This is a genomic window from Rhodoferax sp. TS-BS-61-7 (assembly GCF_002943465.1).
Lineage (GTDB): Bacteria > Pseudomonadota > Gammaproteobacteria > Burkholderiales > Burkholderiaceae_C > Allorhodoferax.
In genome coordinates this window covers 304,660-325,493 of record NZ_PTQY01000001.1, presented here as the reverse complement: position 1 = coordinate 325,493, position 20,834 = coordinate 304,660, and the positions used below count along the sequence as shown (strand labels likewise).

The window sequence follows — 20,834 nt, the reverse complement described above, 5'->3', positions numbered from 1 at the left end:
ACACCATGATCACCGACCAACCACTGACCATCCTCATCGATGGCCGGGAGGCGCAGCTCGCCCTGCAGTCTGCCGAGCCACTGGTGCGGGCCGTGTACATCAGCCTGTTTACCTGGCGCCGCGCAAAGCCCGACGACGATCTGCCAGGCACCGAGCGCATGGGCTGGTGGGGCGACAGCTTCCCGCCGGTTGAGGGCGACCGCATTGGCTCGCGCCTGTGGCTGCTGGCCCGCGCCAAGCTGCTTGCAGACACCCCGGCCAAGGCCAAAGAGTACGCCGAAGAGGCGCTGCAGTGGCTGCTGGAGGACGGCGTGGCCGCCAAGGTGGACGTGCAGGCCGAGCGCAAAGGCCTGGAGACGCTGGCCATGCGCGTCGTCATCTACAAGACTGGGGCCAGCGTGCCCCTGGACATTCGATTCACCAACGTCTGGGAGTTCCTCCATGTTTAACCGCCCCACGCTTGCCGCCCTGGTAGAGCGCATCCGCACCGATGTGCTCTCGCGCCTGGTGAGCGACGACGCCCTGCGCCGCACCGAGGCAGAGGTTTACTCCCGCGCGCTGGCCGGTGCCGTGCATGGCCTTTATGGCTATGTGGAGTGGGCCGCCAAGCAGATCATTTACGACACGGCCGAAGAAGAGCACCTGGTGCGCTGGGCCGGCATCTGGAAGGTGCTGCGCAAGGTGGCCGTGGCCGCCAACGGCAATGTAACTTTCTCGGTGCAGGTGGGTGCAGTCATTCCCGCCGGCACGCTGCTGCAGGCGCTGGACGGCGTGCAGTACGTCACCACCACCGAAGTCACCGCCGGCAGCACCAGCGCCGTGGCGCCAGTGGCGGCAGTAGAGCCCGCTGCAGCCGGCAACCGGGCTGCAGGGCAGACGCTGAACCTGGTCAACCCAGTGGCCGGCGTGCAGACCTTGGCCACGGCCGGGCTGCTCAGCGGTGGTGCAGACGTGGAGACGATCGACAGCCTGCGCGATCGCTTCCTTACCCGCATCCAGCAGCCACCCCAGGGTGGCGCCAAGCACGACTATGAAAACTGGGCGCTGGAAGTGCCTGGCGTTACCCGCGCCTGGGTGTACCCGCAAGAGATGGCCGCCAACGGCGTCACCGTTCGCTTTGTGCGCGACAACGATGGCACAGGCGCCGCCATCATCCCCAGTGCGCCCGAGGTGGCCACGGTGCAGGCCTACATCGAAGACCCATCGCGCAAGCCGGTTACTGCAGCGCTCACCGTAGTGGCCCCCAACTCGGTGCCCTTGAATTTTGTGTTCACCGACTTGGTGCCCGACACCACGGCTGTGCGTGCGGCCGTGAGTGCCGAGCTGCAGGATCTGCTGCGCCGCAAGGCGGTGCCTGGTGGCCCCTTGTTGCTGTCCCAGATCCGGGCCGCCATCAGCACTGCAGCGGGTGAAGAGAACTATGTGCTGGCATCCCCCAGCGCGGACGTGACCAACACCCTGGGCAACATGTCCACCATGGGGACCATCACATGGCCTTGAACGCTGACGACTACCGGCAGCAGCTGCAGGCACTGTTGCCCCAGGGGCCCGCGTGGCCACGTGAGGAGTCGCCAGTCTCGCGCCTGCTCACCGGCCTGGCGCAAGAGCTGGCCCGCGTGGACGGCCGTGTAGTGACCCTACTGGAAGAGGCAGACCCCCGCACCACTGCTGAGCTGTTTGCCGACTGGGAGCGCGTTACCGACTTGCCAGACGAATGCGCCATTGCCTTTGGCGGTGACCAGACCACTGCCCAGCGCCGCGCCGCACTACTGGGTCGCCTCATCAACCTTGGCGGTCAAAACGCCGGGTTCTTCGTGGACCTTGCCGCTGCCCTGGGCTATGCCATCACCGTGCAGGACTTCACCGAGCACACGGTGGACGACGACGTGGACCACCCACTGTATGGAGAGGCATGGGCCTTTGCCTGGCAGGTGAATGGCGTGCTCAACCAGGTCACCGAGATCACCGTGGACGACTCGGTGGACGACCCCATCGCCGCTTGGGGCTCGGCCCTGCTGGAGTGCGTGATCGAACGCCTCAAACCCGCCCACACCACTGTTTTGTTTAGCTACACCTAGGAGACCACGCTCATGGATCGCGTTTTTAAATCCGGCGCTTCGGCCACACCGCCCGCGCCACCTGTCAGCCCATCGGTGGGCTATCCCATTGGCGGAGATCCTGGCACCGGCACGCCAGCCACCAAGCCCGGCGCGTACTGGTACCACATGATCACCGAGAGCCTGCGCCGCTTGCTGGTGGCATCTGGCCTCACGCCCGACCACACCAACCTGGACCAGGTTACCTTGGCCGTGCAGGAGATGATTCGCCAGGCCGCGGGCGACTACAAACCATCGGTGCGTGCGGCTACAACGGCCAACATCGCGGCCCTTAACGGTGGTGCCCCAAATACTTTGGACGGTGTCACGTTGGTGGCCGGCGATCGCATCCTGGTCAAAGACCAAACCACTGCCAGCCAAAACGGCCTGTACGTGATCACCACGTTGGGCACCGGTGCCAACGGCACCTGGACCCGCGCTGCCGATGCGGATGCCACTGGCGAGCTGACCAGCGGTGCAGTGGTAGCGGTGGAAGAGGGCAGCTTCAACATTGATACACAGTGGATTCTCGTTACTGACGGGGTTATCACTATTGGCACCACGCCGCTAACTTTCGTCAAGCAAGGTGCGGTGGGCCAACAGGTTGGCGAAGTCTGCTATTTCGCCAGGGCCACGGCGCCGGTTGGTTTCGTAAAGGCAAACGGTGGAACCATCGGCAGTGCAGCGAGCGGTGCAACCTTGCGCGCCAGCGCGGAAATGCTTGCGCTGTTTACTTTGCTGTGGGGCGAGTTCTCCAATTCGATACTGGCCATTCAAGACAGTGCTGGCGCCGCATCAACACGAGGCGCGAGTGCAGCGGCCGACTTTGCCGCAAACAAACGCCTGCCAGTGCTGGATCTGCGTGGCGAGTTCGTTCGTGGTCTGGATGACTCTCGCGGCGTGGACGCAGGGCGTGTAAACGGCTCTGGACAGTCTTACATGACCGAAAGCCACGTGCACGGTGGCTCCTACAACAGCTTCAATGACCGGGCTGGTGGAGCGGGCGGCACGCCGAACTTGAATTCGGGAGGCACGCTTAGCAACACGTCCGCATTTGGTGGCACGGAAACGCGCCCCAGGAACGTTGCGCTGCTTGCTTGTATCAAGTACTGAAGAAATAGACCAGGCCGCCTCAGAGCGGCTTTTTTACGTCCCCTTGAAGCCGAGGAACTTCATGCCAGATCCAACTATTCCGACCGCCGCCGTGGTCCAGCTTGCAGCAGCTGCCGGCGGCGCGGCCAGCGTCACTCTTCTGGGGGTGCCACTGGGCCTCCGGGTCGATCTGCTCATTGCGGGCTTTGCCGGTTCCGTGGTGGCCATGGCGCTGTTCAACAGCGTGCCAGGCAACTGGGACACCTGGCAGCAGCTGGTGCGCAGCAGCCTGCAGCGCATCGCCGTGGCGGTGGCCAGCAGCCTGGTGGCGGGCTACGTCACGCCCATCCTGCTGCTGATCATCAACATGCCGCTGGCCCTGGTGGTAGGTACCGGCTTTGTGGTGGGCGCCGGCGCGCGCCAGGTGCTCACCTTCGTCATCCAGCGTGTTAGCGGTGGGGCCCCAATGCCTGCATCGGTCGCACAGCCTGCAGATGGAGGTACCAACCCATGAGCACGCTCCAGATCCTGCACTGCCTGGCTGCGTTCATTGTCCTGGCCGAGGCGCTGAACAAGCTGGAGCGCTGCGCTCCATTAGCCCCCGGCATGACAACCCACGCCCGCGTGGTGGACGGCCTCAAAGCCACCGCCTGGGCGCTGCTGGCCCTGGGGGCGGGTGGGGCGCTGGCCACGCCCGTGCTGCACAGCCTGGGCGTCAACCCGGCGCCGTGGGACCACATCAGCCACGCCACCCCCTCATTGGCAGAGACCGCTTTCACGCTGGGCTTTGCCGTTCTCATTGTTCGCACCCGTGTAAAGGAGGGCTGAGCCCATGGCATTCGAGTTACCTGAAAAATCCAAGGCACGCCTTGCTGGCGTTCACCCACGACTGGTGAGCGTTGTGTTGGCCGCTGCAGCTCGCTCTGACGTGAAGTTTGTGGTGACCGAGGGCCTGCGCAGCCTGGAGCGGCAAAAAGAGCTGCAGGCTGCAGGCAAGTCGCAGACCATCCGCTCGCGTCATCTGACAGGCCATGCGGTGGACCTGGCGATCTGGGAGGACCGCGATGCGGACAAGGTGGTGGACGCTGATGAGATCTCGTGGAAATTTCCACAGTACCAGCAGCTGGCGCAGATCGTCAAAGAGGCTGCAGCCGAACTTGGCGTGCCCATCGAGTGGGGCGGCGACTGGACCAGCTTCAAAGATGGCCCGCACTTTCAACTTCCTTGGAGCGCATATCCATGAGCACCTTCGCCAAAGTCGCCATCCTGCTGGGCCTGCTGCTGGCCCTGATGTTTGGCGTGCGCGCCATAGACCAGCGGGGCTACCAACGCGCCAAAGCCGAGGCCACGGCCGCGCTCAAAGAGCAACAGCGCCAGGCAGAGCGCCTGCTGGCCAGCGAGACCGCCAAAGCCCGCGCAGCCGAGCAGGCCCTGCGCGACTTCAAAACCAACCAGGAGAAACAGGATGCGAAAAACCAATCGACCGTTGCGGATCTGTCTAGCCGTCTGCGCCAGCTCGCTGGCTCTGCTGGCCGGCTGCGCGACCCCAACGCACACGGATGTGGGCGCGGTAGTGGTGGCCCCACGGGTGAAGTTGCCACCGCCCCCGGAAGTGGTGCAGCAGACCCTGCCGAAGCCGCCGGGCTACTTTCAGTGCCTCTTACTGAGCTACTTCAAAGAGCCCTGCGCGAGTCCGACGACATCAACGTCGCCTACGCCAGCTGCAGGGCCGACACCTACGCAGTGAGAGCCGAGCCCCCGTTGTCTCCGCCGTGAACCAAGGCACGGCTTCAGCCCCCACCCCTTCCCCCATATCGGGCGAGGGGTGGGGGCTTTTTTGCGTTTACGGGAACTCAGGGAGACTTAGCAGGTTGTTCACGTTCAGTGAATCTGCGTCAGTTTTTAAGTAGAGGTGTCCACTTGCGCTTTTCACTACTGACACCCATACAGATTTGCCGCCAGTAGAGACGTAAAACCTATAGGTGGCATCGAGAGCTTTTGCCACGGCATTGGCAAGATCCAGTTTCCAGATCTTGCCGTCGGGGTTTCGCCCTCCAACCGATTTGATAGAGTGGTGGATGTCAGTCCGTGGGACTTTGTTTACATAGTGGATTTGTACTGAGAGAGTCATGATTGGCAATTTTTCTGGCCTATGGCCGTTACAAAAAAACGCCTGATCTCCCTTAATTTCATGGCAACATATCCGTGTTGTAAACAATACGTTGTTGAAACCCCCTGATCAGGCTAAAACTGGTTGGGGTGAGAAAAGCCAGGGTTGCACCCCTGGCTTTTCACTTTGGGCTCCACACACTATATCTGGGGTATGTGCGAGTGACAATCCACTACCGGTAGTGTACAGGGGGGTGTTTTCCCAAACACCTTTCGCACGTCCTTGTCGGACTGTGTTTTTCTCCACTGAAACTAGATCCCATGCGGGTTTTGGCGGCCTTTGGGCTTGAAAGCGGCATGAAACTTGAGCTTTCGCCGTAAATAGTGGCTGAAAATAAATTTTCTCTATAGATATTTATCCACTTTTTTCATCAATAGCTCAATCTCCATCAATGGACTCAAACGCCCGCCGCCACTTCGGAACCTCCCTTGGCGGCTCTGGCAGCAGCTCCAGCTTGCCAGGCAGCAGACGGCACCACCAGGTCTGCGGGTAATACGCCACGTTGGCCTTGGAGGATGAGTTTCGCGGCACCAGCTCCGTGCCCATCACCACCATGCCCTCGGCCGTGATTCGCACCACCACCGCATCAATGAGCGACGGCACCGCTGGCTGGCGATCGCGCCCCATCACATCGGCACGCAGCCGCATGGCGGTGTGGTTGCTGCCGTCCCTCCACTTGTGCAGGGTCAGCTCCCCAGGCACCGCTTGCTCGGGGCTCCGCAGCTTGGTGCCACGGTTATAGAGGCGTTGGACTTCATAAAACACTGTTTAATAATACAGTGTTTGGGGTGAGGCATCAGCCCCGGCTCAGCCTAGCGGTGCAGATCTTTGGCCCGCAGCTGTGTGTAGCGCATGAGCTGCTTGGGGTCCTTGTGGCCAGTAATGAGCATCAGCTCGGGGATGCTGTACTTGTTGCACTCCACCAGGCGGCTGATGGATTCGTGGCGTAGGTCATAGAGCCGGAGATCAACGATCTCCAAATCAGCGCAGGCGCGTGGAAAAATGCTGCTCCAGGTGCTTCCGTTGACTGGGAAAATGTACTCAGCCCCTGACGCCTTGGTCTTCTCAGCCTTGGCAATGATCTCCATGCACCGCCCCAGCAGCGGCACCACCTGGTTGTTGCCCACTTTCTTCTTGGGGTCCTTGCGGTCCAGGATGGTGATGGTGCGGTCCACCTTGTTCAACTTGTCCCACCGCAGCCCGGTGATCTCACTGGGCGGTCGGAAGCCTGAATCCAGAATGAAGTCGATCAGATCTGGGGACAAACTCTTGCTGTGCTCAGCAAACCAGCCTTTGAGCCGGTCGATCTCATCCTGCGTAGGGCGCCTGTCGCGCTCTTCGCCACGCTCGAGCTGGCCCATGTGGCTTAGCATTTCGCGGGCATCATCCACCACGCTGGGATGTATCGGCATTTGCCATAGGGCGCGGCCCACCTTCAGCACGCTCTTGAGGTAGGTGAGGTCAATGCCGGCAGTCACGTTCTTGATCTTGCGGTCCTCGGTGATGTAAGCCACCACGCGGCCTGGCGTCAGTGCGGCCACCTGTACATCCTTCAAGTGCTCTTTGAGCTTCTTCAGCACGTCCGCCTTGTTGCGGCCAAACGGCTTGGCACCGCCTATCTCTTCCTCATAGCGCTCGATCAATTTACCCATGGTGTGGGCCTTGCCCACGGGCATTACGCCGGCGCGTAAACTCTCCACGTCGCCCTCAACACCGCGCGCCCACGCCTCGGCCAGCGCCTTGGTGCTGAATGTCTCAGTTCTGTCGGGGTAGCCCTTGCGCCGTATCTGTGCGCGCCAGCGCTTCCCGACCTTGATGATGGATGCCATGGGGTTGTAGCAAATTTGTAGCAGTCAGAAGTGTAAACCAGTGTTATTTCGTGTTTTTTTGTGCATTTTGACCCATTTAGAAACCCGCGCCAAATGGACGTTCTCCCAATGAAAACAACCACTTACCCCTCAAATCGGCTAAGTGTTGCACCCATGATGGACTGGACCGACCGCCATTGCCGCTATTTCCACCGCCTGCTGAGCCGCCACGCGCTGCTGTACACCGAGATGGTGACCACCGGCGCACTGATCCATGGTGACGTGCCGCGCCACCTGCGCTTTAACACCGAAGAACACCCGGTGGCCCTGCAACTGGGCGGTAGCGAGCCGGCCGACCTAGCCCAGTGTGCCAAGCTGGGCCAGGACTGGGGCTACGACGAAATCAATATCAACTGCGGCTGCCCCAGCGAACGCGTGCAGCGCGGCGCGTTTGGCGCCTGCCTGATGAACGAAGCCTCGCTGGTGGCCGACTGCGTCAAGGCCATGGTGGACGTGGTGGACATTCCGGTGACGGTGAAGCACCGCATTGGCATCGACAAGGAAGAGGGCTACGGCTTTATGCGCGACTTTGTGGGCACCGTGGCCGATGCAGGCTGCACCGTGTTCATTGCCCATGCGCGCAATGCCTGGCTCAAGGGACTCTCTCCGAAGGAGAACCGCGAGATTCCGCCGCTGCGTTATGAGCTGGTGCACCAGCTCAAACAAGACTTTCCCCACCTCACCATCGCCATCAACGGCGGCCTGACCACCAGCGCCCAGCTGGTCGAGCAGTTGGCGCATGTGGACGGCGTGATGCTGGGCCGCGAGGCGTATCACAACCCCTGGTGGCTGGCCGAGTGGGATGCTACGTTTTTCGGAGCTGCTCCCGCTGAGCTGACGCGGGAAAGCGTCGAATTGGCCATGGTGGAGTACATGGAGCGTGAGGCGGCGGAGCATGGTACGTCCTGGTACAGCATTGCCCGCCATATGCTGGGCCTGCGCCACGGCCTGCCCGGCGCGCGCAAGTGGCGCCAGGTGTGGAGCGACCACCGCTACAAAACCTTGCCCGCCCGCGACGTGATGGCGATTGCACGGGGTACTGCGCTTGCAGCGGCCTGAGCAGGAGCGCTGGGCCCTGCTGGGGCTGTGGCTCATTCCCGCCCTGTGGGCGGTGAACTTCATCGTCGCGCGCTGGGCACCTGGCGTTGTGGCGCCTTATGCGCTGGCGCTGGGGCGCTGGGCCATCGCCGGCGTGCTGCTGGGCGCGGTGGCACGCCAAGAGCTGTGGGCGCAGCGCCGCGCCATTCTGGCCGTGTGGCACCAGTATGTGGTGCTGGGCTTTTGCGGCATGTTGGTCTGTGGCGCCTGGGTTTACCTGGGTGCGCGCACCACCGGCGCCATGAACATCTCCCTGATCTACGCCGCGTCGCCCGTATTAATTGCCCTGGGCGCGGTGCTGTGGCTGGGGGAGCGTTTCCGTTGGACGCAAGTGGCCGGCGTGGTGGTGGCGCTGGCCGGTGTGGTGCATGTGGTGGTGCAAGGCCAGTGGCTGGCGCTGGGCCAGGTGCAGTGGGTGGTGGGCGATGCGTGGATCGTGGCGGCCATGGTGGCCTGGGCGGCCTACGCGCTGCTGCAAAAGCTGTGGCCCAGCCCGCTGGGTTCCACCGCGCGGCTGGCGGCCATTTGCGCCGGGGGTGTGCTGACGCTGATTCCCTGCGCCGTGTGGGAGGCCCAGTTGCCCGAAACGCCCGCCTGGTCTTGGGCCGCCACCGGTTTGGTGGTGGCTGCGGCGTTGTTTCCTGGCCTGGCCGCCTACTGGATTTATGGCGCCGCGCAAAAGGTGCTGGGCGCCAGCCGTGTGGCGGTCACGCTGTACCTGGGGCCCTTGTATGCGGCCCTGGCCGCTTGGGGCGTGCTGGGCGAGCCGCTGGGTGTGCACCACCTGGTGGGCGCGGCGCTAATTTTGCCCGGCGTGTACTGGGTGTCGCGGCGCTAACACGCGCCAGACGCGCAGGAGACAGCCATGGCCAAGCGCGCCCATCACCATGTGTATGTGGTGGAGTTGTCCCCCCAGGTGCTGGAGCAGGCCAAGTTTGTGCGCGCCAACCCGGGCTACATCACCGGCAAGCCCTGTGTGTATGTGGGCATGACCGGGCTGGACCCGGATATTCGGTTTGACAAACACAAGGCGGGCATACAGGCCAACCGTTATGTGCTGAAGTTTGGCCTGCGCCTGCTGCCCGATTTGTACGAGGCCTACAACCCCATGCCGTATGAGGCCGCGCGCGACATGGAGGTGGAGCTGGGTATCAGCCTGCGGGCGGCAGGGTTTGGGGTGTGGCAGGCCTAGGGCGCCATTTATGCATGAAATTGGCCTCTAGCCCCCGTGGAATATGCGCAAGCAGCTATCAAAAGAGGAGTGACTGACATGCCAACTACGCTTGAACCCACCGCAGGGCGTGCGCCCGCCGCGGCTTTTTTTCCGCTGGACACCCACGTGTTCCGCGCCACCCAGCTCACACGCGGCCCCTGGCACCCGCAGCAGCAACACGCCGGCCCGCCCATCGCGCTGGTGAGCCACGCGCTGGAAGCGGCGGCTCAGCCGCACGGCCTGTTGCACATGGCGCGGTTGACGGCCAACCTGCTGCGCCCGGTGCCCATTGCCGACATCGAGGTGCGCGTGCAGGAAGACTATGTGGGCCGCAACGCCGGCCACTTCTCGGCCGTGGCGCTGGCCGATGGCAAGGAGCTGATCCGCGCGACCGCCCTGTTCCAGCGCGAAGGCGAGGTGGACATTCCCCAGGGCCTGCCCGGCCACCCCCTGCCCAAAGCGCCCAAGACACCAGCCGACTCACCCGTGCAGCGCTTTCCGTTTGCAAAAGGCGAGCTGGGCTACCCGGATTTGGTGGAAAGCCGCATTGCCGCCGGGCGCATGTTTGCGGGGCCCAGTGCCGTGTGGTTCCGCCTGAGCTACCCGCTGGTACAGGGCCAAAAGCCCAGCCCCTACCAGCGCGTGGCGGTGGCGGCCGATTCGGGCAACGGCATCAGCGCCATCCTCGATCTGTCCACCCACGTCTTCGTCAACTCCGACCTCACCATCAACCTGCTGCGCCGCCCCGTGGGTGAGTGGATTTGCCTGGATGCGCGTACCCATTTGTCCAACCACGGTGGCGGGCTGGCCGAGTCGGCGCTGTATGACGAGCTGGGGTTGATTGGGCGGGCGACGCAGAGTTTGTTTGTGCGCAAGCGGGAGTAGGGCGTGGTCAGCAAGGCAGGCGTACAGATGACAAAACTCACCCTGGCAGATCGCCTTTGGGCTGCTGCGCTTGGCGCCTTGTTTGGGGGCATAGTTGGCTTCGCGCTGGCGTGGCTCTTTGGCGTCTATTCCAGCACGATGGGGCCGTCCACGACGCCTGTAGATTTCAGTCACTGGATCGCTTGGAGTGCCATCGGTTTTGGTGCAGTCGGCCTGCTCTTTGGGCCATTTGTGGGCACGCTCATCGGCGTGGTCGTCAATGGCATATTTGAGTTTGAGCGGGGCGACGAGCGCATGCCCGTCTGGGTGTTGGTGCTTGTTCTTGTTGCCGTGGTCGCAGGCGTTTTTTGGTCGGCTGTGTGACAGGCGAGGTGGCCTGCATCGTGCTAAGGAATAGCTGAAATCGACCCGGAGCTGCAGTCGACCCAAAGCGGGCTTCCGGCAACTCAGGTTCATGACCGGAAAGCGGACATCCAGAACTGAAAAACCAGGCGGGTAGAGTTGGCTTACTTGGTGCCAGCTACTGCTCTCTTAGGCAACTTGATTGTTTGACCGATTGCCATCACGTCAAAGTCTTGCCTACTTAAGCCAGCTGTCTCTCGTGCCACGGCAAGGTCGATGGGCGGCTGATCGAGAGATTCGTCGGTGAGGTCAAACGTCCCCCAATGAACCCCGATGCTGCGTTTGGCGTTCAAATCACGGTGAATCTGTACAGCCTCCTGCGGGTTCACATGCTGCTCTTTCATGAACCAACGCGGCTCATACGCGCCAACGGCAATCAATGCCACATCGAACCCTCCCCCAAACTCCGTCGTTTGGCGCTCAGCGAAATACCTTTGGGTATCCAGGAAGTCCTGGGAATAACCCGTGTCCCCACTGAAGTACAAATGGAAGTCTGCGGCAAACAACGCGAAGCCTCCCCACAGCGTGGCACGACGATCCGCGATGCCGCGAGAGCTCCAATGTTGAACTGGCGTGAAATGGACATCCAGCTCACCATTGGGCAACTTCACCAGTAAGTTTTCCCACCAGTCCATTTGTCTAACGTTCTCGATTCCTTCGCCAATCATCCATTTCCTAACCCCAAGCGGCACCACAAACAGTGGAGGACCGCCCGCTTGCGAATTCAGTGCTCGCACACTGCCAGTGTCTAGGTGGTCGTAGTGGTTGTGGGAAATCAGCACGAGATCAATATGCGGCAAATCTTGCAGCGAAATTCCTGGCGGCTGGTAGCGCTTAGGCCCTGCAAATTGAACTGGCGATACACGGTCAGAAAAGACGGGATCTAGCAAAATATTCAATCCCCCCATCTGAACCAGCATGGTGGCGTGGCCAATCCAAGTGATGGCTGGTACCTGGGATTCGCCTTTGTTGGCGCGAACAAATTCAATATCCGGAGATACAACAGGCGTTTGCCGCTGGGGAGGTTTGGGGAGGCTATCGCGCTGGCGTGACCACATCCACTTGAGTACCTCCAGGCCCGACTTGTCTGTGGCATCGGTGTAGTTATTTTGAAACCCATCTGGACGATGGTGCTTGAGGGATGGGTTGTAGTCTTCGTTCACGGTTGCGCAGCCAAATAAGGTCCAACTTAGAAAAACGGTGGATAAAACACGCACAGATATTTTCATGGTTTTTGACTCGTCTCGTGTGTGGTTGTCAACAGTTGCCGATGCAATGCTAGCCAGCGGGAAGTTTTCACTAGCGCTTCATGGCTTTGATGCCCTGCTCCCAAGATGTCTCTGGGGTGTAACCCAATTCACGCTGGGCCTTGCTAATGTCAACAGTAAACGGCTTGCCAATGAGCCGCAGCATCTGACGCGTAATGGGAGGTTCACCTTTACGCCCAAAGACGCGCCACATCCACTCCATCTGTGTAGCCATGAACCATGCCACTGGCAGCGGAACAGAAGCGTCAGGAGGGACTACGCTTTGTGTTTGGAACAAGCCTGAAAGAACCTGCTTTAGCGTGCTGTCGTATCCATCACTGACAAAGTAGGCTTGGCCACCACGCCCCTTTTTAAGTGCCAAAGTCGCGGCGTGGCAGACGTTGTCCACGTGAGCGGTAGACATGGCTTGCGTACCATCACCGACCCAGCGGAATTGCCCAGCAAGTACGTTCGCTACCATGTGGTCCAGCGTTGGCATGCCGGCCCCCCAAATCATCGGAGGGCGAATGACGACTGTTTCGAAAACGCCCGGACGGTTCGCACCCAGAACCAGTGCTTCGCTACGCGCCTTGGATGCACTATATGGTGCCCATGTGCGTTCTTGCTGTGGTTGCGATTCGGTGACTTTGAGCATGGGCTCCATATCGCCCATAACGACCGCTGCAGCCCCCACCTGCACGAAGCGCTTTACTGATCCGGAAGCTTCGGCCGCTCGCAAAAGATTGGCAGTGCCCTGCACATTGGCCCGCTCAAACTCTTCGCGAGTACCCCATAGCTTAAAGAGAGCTGCCACATGGATGACTGCGTCACATCCATGCGCCGCAGCGGTAAGTGATGCTTCGTCATCCAGGGAGCCTCGCACTGGATGTGCGCCATGCTTCAATACAATCGCGGAAGCCTCTTCGCTGCGCGCCAAAGCACGGACATGCCAACCGCGTGCACTTAGGCGCTCTATAAGTTTTCCTCCAACAAACCCAGAGCCTCCGGTGACTAGGCAAGTAGGTAAAGTCATAAATTTCCTTTGTATATCGTTGATACACTTATCGTATAACAATGATATACATGACGTCAAGTTTTTTGTTTTGAGGATGTAAATGGATACCGAAAATGGCATTCTGGATGCCGCTGAAGCACTGCTTGAAACACATGGTCCTGCGGGGCTCACGACACGGGCGGTGTGCGAAGCCGCCGGAATTAAGGCCCCCACGCTGTATCACTACTTTGGGGATAAGAGCGGTCTTGAGCGCGCGCTAATTCAGCGGGGTTTAGACGAATTTATGCAACGCAAACGCGCACCTCACGCGTCGGCTGACCCACTGGAGCAACTTCGATTTGGTTGGGACATAGCTTTGGAATTTGCCCTGAAGAGACCGACTCTATATGCGCTGATTGCTCAGCACGCACTCACACAACCGACGCTAATTGCTGATGCGCATGCACTAATGCAGGCACGAGTGCAACGTTTAGTGGATTTGGGAAGATTTCAGGGCCCCACAGAAGATGCTGCGCGCGCAGTCTGGGCTGCATCCCAAGGGGTACTCTCGCTCGTCTTACAAGGTACGCAGCGCAAATTGATTGAGGCGACCAGCGACTTGCTTTTTAAAGCCGTCACCAGCGCGCTTTCAGCATCCGCGAAATAGACTGATGCGCCTGGTTATAGGATCTGATTACCCTGGGCGCGACGACGCGGATGCCTATAACACTCCGCCGTACTGCACATTGATAAGGATGTCTCGCACTCGCTGGCCACCATCTGCAGTCACGCCCACGGACATTGGGCTTTTTTATCCAGCATTGAGTGAGGGAGGCTCTTAAGCGCACTGTTGTGTGCCCACTAGCTTTGCTGAAAGCCGACGTTGGCGACCTTCTGCTCCTGGCCCAAGCCGGCTTTCCGCTTCACCGGTATTTATAGGCAATGGTGACGGCATGAATTGCTGGCTGCACGGCGTGCACATTAGTTGGAGTTCTCATCTCGCAACTTAGCAACGAAATCCTGTACCGCTCTCTTGAGAAGGATTACCGCATTCGGAACGTTCTGTGCAAACACGCCCGTAACGATCGCAACCCGACCTTTGATGTTCACCAGCTCGGTGTATATATGGCTACCGTTTGGCTGCTGCTGTGCACAGACTCGGTCGGGTTGATCGCAAGCTATTTGATTCTTCTTGAACTCTCTGGAAAACTGCCGCTTCACCAATTCGAACTGCTCTGTGCGTACCGGAAATGGTCCTGGCCGTGTGTCATCAAGAACAACGATCAATTGCTTCGTTTTCGCCCCATCTTCTGCTGCATCAATAGGGGTGAAAGCTCCAATGAATAGGTTTGAGTTGACGGCGGGCCCAAGACGCTGATCGGTACTTGGATCAATCAATAAAGGTTGCCAACCGGAAGGTGCGCTGATGGAGAGGGAGCTCTGTGGAGTCCGGCCTACACGCATCCCCGTTTCTCCTCGTGGTTCGCAACGCCCATTTTCGGCCAACGGAACTCGAATGGAAACTGATCGCAGCCTCATTGGCGGTTTGCTATCTGCTGAGGCTGGCGGCGGAAACTGTTGTCGATCCAAGAGCAACCACTCGTCTTCTATCCGATATCGCAGGGTTGTTGGGGCTACTTTGGGTTGACCCGTGGCTTGGTCCAGCACAGTCACGCGAAGTTGCCCGGGTTCGTTAATTTCGTATGCAGAGAGAAACTCCTTTCGTCCTGCATTGGTTTCACACACACTACGGGCTTGGGTGGCGGTATATTGAATAACACAGTCGCCATTCATATGCACTACACGCTCGTCAGATCTGGTAATTTCTACATGCTGACTGCGCCAACACCCTTCTAAGGTTGCGTCTTGATTTGCGAATACTGAGCTGTATCCGAATAGCAGCACTAGCAAGGCGCATTTTGATACGCAGGCTGTCTGACCAGCGAAGTCGTAATGCTTCAATTCATCCTCCCTTATTGGTGTCCAATTTATATCAATCTTTTAAATTGGCACTTTGGTCTTTGAGAGAGTTCCGCTGATAGCGGACGTTGACGAAAGACTGCGTTGCCCGAAGCGGGCAGCGGATTCAACGAATGCTTTGCCCACGATGGTTCTTGGGGCCGCTGCTTTTCCGCAGGCCAAGCTACTCCGCCGCCTCCAACCCATTCGCAAAATGCTCCCGCACCCGCTGCACCGTCAGCGCGGCATCGCGCGCGGCCAGCGCTTCCATGATCGCCCGGTGCTCGGACAGTGACTCTTCAATGCGCCCGGTCTTGAGCAGGGAGTTGTGGCGGTTCAGCTTCATCACCTTGCGCAGGTCGGCCACCATCTGGTCGCGCCAGCGGTTGTTGGCGATCTGCAGCAGGCGCATGTGGAACTGTTCGTTCACCGCAAAGAACTGGTCGGTGTTGGCCTTGCCCGGTTTGGCGGCAGTCTCCAGCGCCTTGTGCAGGGCCTGCAGTTCTTTCAGCTCCGCGTCGGTGGCCTTGGTGGCCACCACGCCAGCGGCGTCGCTCTCCAGCAGGCTGAGCAGGTGGTACACGTCCGACAGGTCCTGCTGCGACACCTCGGTCACATAGGCGCCGCGGCGCACCTTCATGGTCACCAGGCCTTCGGTGGCCAGCACTTTCAGCGCCTCGCGCAGCGGTGTGCGGCTGATGCCAAATTGTTCGGCAATCTTCAGTTCGTCAATCCAGCTGCCGGGCTCCAGTTCACGCTTGAAGATGCGCTGGCGCAGCAGCTCGGCCACTTCCTCATACAGAGGGCGAGGGGCCAGCGAGACAGCGGGGCGGGTTTCAGGCATCGTGGTGGGCATGCGGTGTGGGGCGGCCAGTTCAAAAAAGTTGGGAGATTGTAAGCTGCAACCAATATTCTGAATCAATAATTATGAATAATGTAAACTCGCTTCCACCCCAACGCTGCCGGGATTACCCTCCCGGTTCCACCTTGGGGGAGCCCATGAACGACCCGCGGACCACGCCATGACTGACCAGAACCCTGTATTCAAAACCGCCACGCTGGACGCTTGGGCCAAAGCGGCCGCCAAGTCCGCGCCCGGCGGTAATGTGGACGCGCTGAACTGGATCACGCCCGACGGCATCGCGGTCAAACCCCTCTATACGGCGGCCGACACGGCAGACCTGAAACACGCCGACACGCTGCCCGGCTTCGAGCCCTACCTGCGCGGCCCGCAGGCGACGATGTACGCCGTGCGCCCCTGGACGATCCGCCAGTACGCCGGTTTCTCCACCGCCGAAGAGTCCAACGCCTTCTACCGCAAGGCGCTGGCCGCAGGCGGGCAGGGCGTGTCGGTGGCGTTCGATCTGGCCACGCACCGCGGCTATGACAGCGACCACCCGCGCGTAACGGGCGACGTGGGCAAGGCCGGTGTGGCGATTGATTCGGTCGAGGACATGAAGATCCTGTTCGACCAGATTCCGCTGGACAAGGTGTCGGTCTCGATGACTATGAACGGCGCGGTGTTGCCGGTGTTGGCGGGCTATGTGGTGGCGGCCGAAGAGCAGGGTGTGGCGCAGGACCAGTTGAGCGGGACGATTCAGAACGACATTCTGAAAGAGTTCATGGTGCGCAACACCTACATCTACCCGCCCGCGCCCAGCATGCGCATCATCGGCGACATCATTGGCTACACGGCCAAGAACATGCCCAAGTTCAACTCGATCAGCATCTCGGGTTACCACATGCAGGAGGCGGGCGCCAACCAGGCACTCGAATTGGCCTTCACGCTGGCCGACGGCAAGGAGTATGTGAAGACGGCGATTGCCACCGGGCTGGACGTGGACGAGTTTGCCGGGCGCCTGTCGTTCTTCTGGGCGATTGGCATGAACTTCTATCTGGAGGTTGCCAAGATGCGCGCGGCGCGGCTGCTGTGGTGCCGCATCATGAAGGGCTTTGACGCGAAGAACCCCAAGAGCCTGATGTTGCGCACGCACTGCCAGACCAGCGGCTGGAGCCTGACCGAGCAAGACCCGTATAACAACGTGGTGCGCACCACCATCGAGGCCATGGCTGCCGTGTTTGGCGGCACGCAGAGCCTGCACACCAATGCGCTGGACGAAGCGATTGCGCTGCCCACCGAGTTCTCCAGCCGCATTGCCCGCAACACCCAGCTCATCATCCAGGAAGAAACCCACATCACCAATGTGATCGACCCTTGGGCCGGCAGCTACATGATGGAGAAGCTGACGCAAGACATGGCCGACGCGGCGTGGACCATCATCGAAGAAGTCGAAGCCATGGGCGGCATGACCAAGGCCGTGGACAGCGGCTGGGCCAAGCTGAAGATCGAAGCCGCCGCTGCCGACAAGCAGGCGCGCATTGACAGCGGGCAGGACGTGATCGTGGGCGTCAATAAGTACAAGCTGAAGAGCGAAGACGTGGTCGAAGCACGCGATATCGACAACGTGGCGGTGCGCGAGTCGCAAGTCGCCCGCCTCCAGGGAATAAGGTCAAAACGCGATGTAGCCCGCGTGGATGCTGCGCTAGCAGCTATCACTTTTGCAGCAGAGAGTGGCACGGGCAACCTGCTGGACTTGTCCATTCAGGCCGTGCGCCTGCGTGCCACGGTGGGCGAGGTGAGCGACGCGTTGGAGAAAGCCTATGGCCGCCACCGTGCCGACACCAATAAGGTCAGCGGCGTGTACGCTGCAGCCTACGACAGCGCCAATGGAGACACCATGGACTACTGGAATACGCTGAAAGCCGACATCGCCAGCTTTGCCGAAAAGCAGGGCCGTCGCCCACGCGTGATGATCAGCAAGCTGGGCCAGGACGGCCACGACCGCGGCGCCAAAGTGGTAGCCACGGCCTTTGCTGACTTGGGCTTTGACGTGGACATGGGCCCGCTGTTCCAAACCCCCGAAGAATGCGCCCGCCAGGCGATTGAAAACGACGTGCATGCTGTGGGTGTATCCACCCTGGCCGCAGGCCACAAGACGCTGGTGCCCGCCATCATTGCCGAGCTGAAGAAGCAGGGCGCGGATGACATCATCGTCTTCGTCGGCGGCGTGATCCCTCGGCAAGACTACGACTTCTTGTACGCCGCAGGCGTCAAAGGCATTTACGGCCCGGGCACGCCAATCCCGGTGAGCGCACGCGACGTGCTGAATCAGATCGAGAAGGCCCTCGGGTGACCCCTGCATCGGTTCAGGCCGGATTGCTGGGGGGCGAGTCCCTTGCGCAGCGCCGTGCCATTGCCAAAGCCATCACCCTGCTGGAGTCCACGCGGGCCGACCACCGCGCGCAGGGCGATGCGCTGCTGACTGCGCTGCTGCCGCACACCGGCAAGTCGCTGCGCCTGGGCATCAGCGGTGTGCCGGGGGTGGGCAAGTCCACCTTCATCGAGGCGCTGGGTTTGCACCTGATCGCGCAGGGTCACCGCGTGGCGGTGCTCACTATTGACCCGTCTTCCAGCGTGTCCGGCGGCTCCATCCTCGGTGACAAGACGCGCATGGAAAAACTCTCCATGCATCAGAGGGCCTTTATCCGCCCGAGCCCCAGCAGCGGCACGCTGGGTGGCGTGGCTGAGAAAACGCGTGAGGCCATGCTGGTCTGCGAGGCTGCGGGCTACGACATCGTGATTGTGGAAACCGTGGGCGTGGGCCAGAGCGAGACTGCGGTGCAGGGCATGACCGACATGTTTGTGCTGATGCAGCTGCCCAATGCGGGCGACGATCTGCAGGCCATCAAGAAGGGCGTGATGGAACTGGCGGACCTGGTGGTCATCAACAAGGCCGACATTGACGCCGACGCGGCGACGCGTGCGCAAGCCATGATCACCTCCAGCCTGCGGCTGCTGGGAATGCATGGAAATCCGAATGACCCGCACAGTGACAAACACTGGCAGCCCAGAGTGATGTCGCTCAGTGCCTTGCATGGCACGGGTGTGGACGCCTTCTGGGCTGCGGTGAGCGAATTCCAAACCTTGCAGAACGCCAATGGCCTGTTCCACACCCGCCGCCAAAACCAGTCGCTGGCATGGATGTGGGAGCGTATTGACGCGGGGCTCAAGCACGCGTTCAAGCACAACCCGGCGGTGCGCGAAGCCTTGCCGCGGTTGACCGCAGCGGTGCAGGCGGGCGAGCTGGCAGCCAGCACTGCAGCACGAAATCTGCTCTCAGCCTCCGACTCCATTGCGCCAGCAGCTCCTAAATAGATAGCAATTAGAACGTTTCAGACGAGAAGGATTTTTCATGCAAGCCATTCTTGAACAACTCGAAGCCAAGCGCGAACTCGCGCGCCAGGGCGGTGGCGAAAAGCGCATCTCCGCCCAACACAAAAAAGGCAAACTCACCGCGCGCGAGCGGCTGGAAATTTTGCTGGACGAAGGCACGTTTGAAGAGTGGGACATGTTTGTCGAACACCGCTGTGTGGACTTCGGCATGCAAGACCAGAAGATTCCGGGCGACGGCGTGGTCACCGGCTACGGCATGATCAATGGTCGCCTGGTGTTCGTATTCAGCCAGGACTTCACGGTGTTTGGCGGCGCGCTGTCCGAGGCGCATGCCGAGAAGATTTGCAAGGTGATGGACCAGGCGATGAAGGTCGGCGCGCCGGTGATTGGTCTCAACGATTCGGGCGGCGCGCGTATTCAGGAAGGTGTGGCGTCGCTGGGTGGTTATGCCGATGTGTTCCAGCGCAACGTCATGGCCAGCGGCGTGATTCCGCAGATCAGCATGATCATGGGGCCAAGTGCTGGCGGCGCGGTGTATTCGCCAGCGATGACGGACTTCATCTTCATGGTCAAAGACTCCAGCTACATGTTTGTCACTGGCCCCGAAGTGGTGAAGACGGTGACGCATGAAGAGGTGACGGCCGAAGAGCTGGGCGGTGCCATCACCCACACCACCAAGAGCGGCGTGGCCGATCTGGCGTTTGAGAACGATGTGGAAGCGCTGCTGATGCTGCGACGCCTCTACAACTACCTGCCGCTGAACAACCGCGAGAAAGCCCCGGTGCGCAAGAGCGGCGACCCCAGCGACCGCAAGGACTTGAGCCTGGACACGCTGGTGCCCGAGAACGCGAACAAGGCCTATGACATGAAGGAGCTGATCGTCAAGACCGTGGACGATGGCGACTTCTTCGAGATCCAGCCCGAGTACGCCAAGAACATCATCATTGGCTTTGCCCGCATGGACGGTCAAACCATTGGCATCGTGGCCAACCAGCCATTGGTGCTGGCCGGTTGCCTGGACATCAAGAGTTCCATCAAGGCCGCACGTTTTGTGCGCTTCTGCGATGCGTTCAACATTCCGGTGATCACGTTTGTCGACGTGCCCGGTTTCATGCCCGGCACTAGCCAGGAGTACGGTGGCATCATCAAACACGGCGCCAAGCTGCTGTATGCGTATGCCGAGTGCACGGTGCCCAAGATCACGGTGATCACGCGCAAGGCCTATGGCGGTGCGTATGACGTGATGAGCTCCAAGCACCTGCGTGGCGACGTCAACTTTGCCTGGCCCAACGCCGAGATTGCGGTGATGGGGGCCAAGGGCGCGGTGGAAATCATCTTCCGCGAAGACAAGGGCGACCCCGCCAAGCTGGCCGCGAAGGAAGCCGAATACAAAGCCCGCTTTGCCAACCCGTTTGTGGCTGGCGCACGCGGCTTTATCGACGACGTGATCCTGCCGCACGAAACCCGCAAGCGCATCTGCCGTTCGCTGGTGATGCTCAAGGACAAGAAGCTGGAAAACCCGTGGCGCAAACACGGGAACATCCCCCTCTGATCGCCGCCTGAGAACAAAAAAAGG

Annotated in this window: 24 protein-coding genes; 17 read left to right on the top strand and 7 right to left on the bottom strand. The window is 60.6% G+C overall.

Going from position 1 to position 20,834, the window contains the following annotated elements:
- Positions 1-5: 5 nt before the first annotated feature.
- From C5F53_RS01505 to C5F53_RS01470, 8 genes are all read left to right on the top strand, one after another.
- The gene (locus C5F53_RS01505) at positions 6-449 is read left to right on the top strand and encodes a phage GP46 family protein (RefSeq protein ID WP_105259561.1); all 444 of its coding nucleotides are present in this window, start codon (positions 6-8) and stop codon (positions 447-449) included.
- Entirely contained in the window at positions 442-1,500 is a 1,059-nt protein-coding gene (locus C5F53_RS01500) for a baseplate J/gp47 family protein (protein WP_105259560.1), read from the top strand. Before C5F53_RS01505 ends, C5F53_RS01500 begins: the two co-directional genes overlap by 8 nt.
- The gene (locus C5F53_RS01495; protein WP_105259559.1) at positions 1,491-2,078 is read left to right on the top strand and encodes a YmfQ family protein; all 588 of its coding nucleotides are present in this window, start codon (positions 1,491-1,493) and stop codon (positions 2,076-2,078) included. Before C5F53_RS01500 ends, C5F53_RS01495 begins: the two co-directional genes overlap by 10 nt.
- Positions 2,079-2,090: 12 nt before the next feature.
- On the top strand, positions 2,091-3,209 hold the full coding sequence (locus C5F53_RS01490; RefSeq protein WP_105259558.1) for a hypothetical protein: 1,119 nt from the start codon (positions 2,091-2,093) through the stop codon (positions 3,207-3,209).
- 61 nt (positions 3,210-3,270) lie between these two features.
- A complete protein-coding gene (locus C5F53_RS01485; protein WP_201740768.1) occupies positions 3,271-3,702 on the top strand; it encodes a hypothetical protein in 432 nt (143 codons plus the stop codon).
- Positions 3,699-4,016: a hypothetical protein gene (locus C5F53_RS01480; RefSeq protein WP_105259557.1), complete on the top strand. Its 318-nt coding sequence runs from the start codon at positions 3,699-3,701 to the stop codon at positions 4,014-4,016. Before C5F53_RS01485 ends, C5F53_RS01480 begins: the two co-directional genes overlap by 4 nt.
- 4 nt (positions 4,017-4,020) lie before the next feature.
- Complete coding sequence (locus tag C5F53_RS01475; RefSeq protein WP_105259556.1) at positions 4,021-4,431, top strand: M15 family metallopeptidase; 411 nt, start codon at positions 4,021-4,023, stop codon at positions 4,429-4,431.
- Complete coding sequence (locus C5F53_RS01470) at positions 4,428-4,964, top strand: hypothetical protein (protein ID WP_105259555.1); 537 nt, start codon at positions 4,428-4,430, stop codon at positions 4,962-4,964. The genes C5F53_RS01475 and C5F53_RS01470 overlap by 4 nt, the downstream gene beginning before the upstream one ends.
- Before the next feature lie 67 nt (positions 4,965-5,031).
- Here the strand turns inward: C5F53_RS01470 and C5F53_RS20745 are convergent, their stop codons facing one another.
- From C5F53_RS20745 to C5F53_RS01455, 3 genes are all read right to left on the bottom strand, one after another.
- A complete protein-coding gene (locus C5F53_RS20745) occupies positions 5,032-5,319 on the bottom strand; it encodes a DUF3892 domain-containing protein (RefSeq protein WP_105259554.1) in 288 nt (95 codons plus the stop codon).
- A 417-nt stretch (positions 5,320-5,736) separates the two neighbouring features.
- The gene (locus C5F53_RS01460) at positions 5,737-6,123 is read right to left on the bottom strand and encodes a hypothetical protein (RefSeq protein ID WP_105259553.1); all 387 of its coding nucleotides are present in this window, start codon (positions 6,121-6,123) and stop codon (positions 5,737-5,739) included.
- A gap of 47 nt (positions 6,124-6,170) precedes the next feature.
- Entirely contained in the window at positions 6,171-7,187 is a 1,017-nt protein-coding gene (locus tag C5F53_RS01455) for a site-specific integrase (RefSeq protein ID WP_105259552.1), read from the bottom strand.
- A 108-nt stretch (positions 7,188-7,295) separates the two neighbouring features.
- Here C5F53_RS01455 and dusA point away from each other — a divergent pair, with 108 nt between their 5' ends.
- The 5 genes from dusA to C5F53_RS01430 all read left to right on the top strand — a co-directional run bounded on the left by dusA (position 7,296) and on the right by C5F53_RS01430 (position 10,785).
- A complete protein-coding gene (gene dusA, locus C5F53_RS01450) occupies positions 7,296-8,285 on the top strand; it encodes a tRNA dihydrouridine(20/20a) synthase DusA (RefSeq protein WP_105259551.1) in 990 nt (329 codons plus the stop codon).
- Entirely contained in the window at positions 8,272-9,162 is an 891-nt protein-coding gene (locus tag C5F53_RS01445; RefSeq protein ID WP_236635172.1) for a DMT family transporter, read from the top strand. Before dusA ends, C5F53_RS01445 begins: the two co-directional genes overlap by 14 nt.
- A gap of 27 nt (positions 9,163-9,189) precedes the next feature.
- Positions 9,190-9,516 (top strand): hypothetical protein, encoded by a 327-nt coding sequence (locus C5F53_RS01440; RefSeq protein WP_105259550.1) that lies wholly within the window; start codon positions 9,190-9,192, stop codon positions 9,514-9,516.
- Positions 9,517-9,594: 78 nt separating this feature from the next.
- Positions 9,595-10,422, top strand: coding sequence for a thioesterase family protein (locus C5F53_RS01435; protein ID WP_105259549.1), 828 nt, complete (start codon positions 9,595-9,597; stop codon positions 10,420-10,422).
- Between the two features lie 27 nt (positions 10,423-10,449).
- A complete protein-coding gene (locus C5F53_RS01430) occupies positions 10,450-10,785 on the top strand; it encodes a hypothetical protein (protein WP_146097266.1) in 336 nt (111 codons plus the stop codon).
- Between the two features lie 143 nt (positions 10,786-10,928).
- On the opposite strand, the gene C5F53_RS01425 is transcribed toward C5F53_RS01430, so the two are convergent.
- Together C5F53_RS01425 and C5F53_RS01420 are read right to left on the bottom strand one after the other, a co-directional pair.
- Positions 10,929-12,053, bottom strand: coding sequence for an MBL fold metallo-hydrolase (locus C5F53_RS01425; RefSeq protein ID WP_105259547.1), 1,125 nt, complete (start codon positions 12,051-12,053; stop codon positions 10,929-10,931).
- 70 nt (positions 12,054-12,123) lie between these two features.
- Entirely contained in the window at positions 12,124-13,104 is a 981-nt protein-coding gene (locus C5F53_RS01420; protein ID WP_105260356.1) for an NAD(P)-dependent oxidoreductase, read from the bottom strand.
- Between the two features lie 82 nt (positions 13,105-13,186).
- On the opposite strand from C5F53_RS01420, the gene C5F53_RS01415 reads away from it, so the two are divergent.
- The gene (locus C5F53_RS01415) at positions 13,187-13,732 is read left to right on the top strand and encodes a TetR/AcrR family transcriptional regulator (protein ID WP_105259546.1); all 546 of its coding nucleotides are present in this window, start codon (positions 13,187-13,189) and stop codon (positions 13,730-13,732) included.
- A 314-nt stretch (positions 13,733-14,046) separates the two neighbouring features.
- Here the strand turns inward: C5F53_RS01415 and C5F53_RS20020 are convergent, their stop codons facing one another.
- Entirely contained in the window at positions 14,047-15,027 is a 981-nt protein-coding gene (locus C5F53_RS20020) for a hypothetical protein (protein ID WP_146097265.1), read from the bottom strand.
- Between the two features lie 181 nt (positions 15,028-15,208).
- Positions 15,209-15,880 (bottom strand): GntR family transcriptional regulator, encoded by a 672-nt coding sequence (locus C5F53_RS01405; RefSeq protein WP_236635171.1) that lies wholly within the window; start codon positions 15,878-15,880, stop codon positions 15,209-15,211.
- 166 nt (positions 15,881-16,046) lie between these two features.
- Here C5F53_RS01405 and scpA point away from each other — a divergent pair, with 166 nt between their 5' ends.
- The 3 genes from scpA to C5F53_RS01390 are packed head-to-tail and all read left to right on the top strand — an operon-like array spanning position 16,047 to position 20,810.
- Entirely contained in the window at positions 16,047-18,218 is a 2,172-nt protein-coding gene (gene scpA, locus C5F53_RS01400) for a methylmalonyl-CoA mutase (protein ID WP_105259544.1), read from the top strand.
- Complete coding sequence (gene meaB / locus C5F53_RS01395) at positions 18,215-19,240, top strand: methylmalonyl Co-A mutase-associated GTPase MeaB (RefSeq protein ID WP_105259543.1); 1,026 nt, start codon at positions 18,215-18,217, stop codon at positions 19,238-19,240. Before scpA ends, meaB begins: the two co-directional genes overlap by 4 nt.
- 37 nt (positions 19,241-19,277) lie before the next feature.
- A complete protein-coding gene (locus C5F53_RS01390) occupies positions 19,278-20,810 on the top strand; it encodes an acyl-CoA carboxylase subunit beta (protein ID WP_105259542.1) in 1,533 nt (510 codons plus the stop codon).
- Positions 20,811-20,834: the final 24 nt, after the last annotated feature.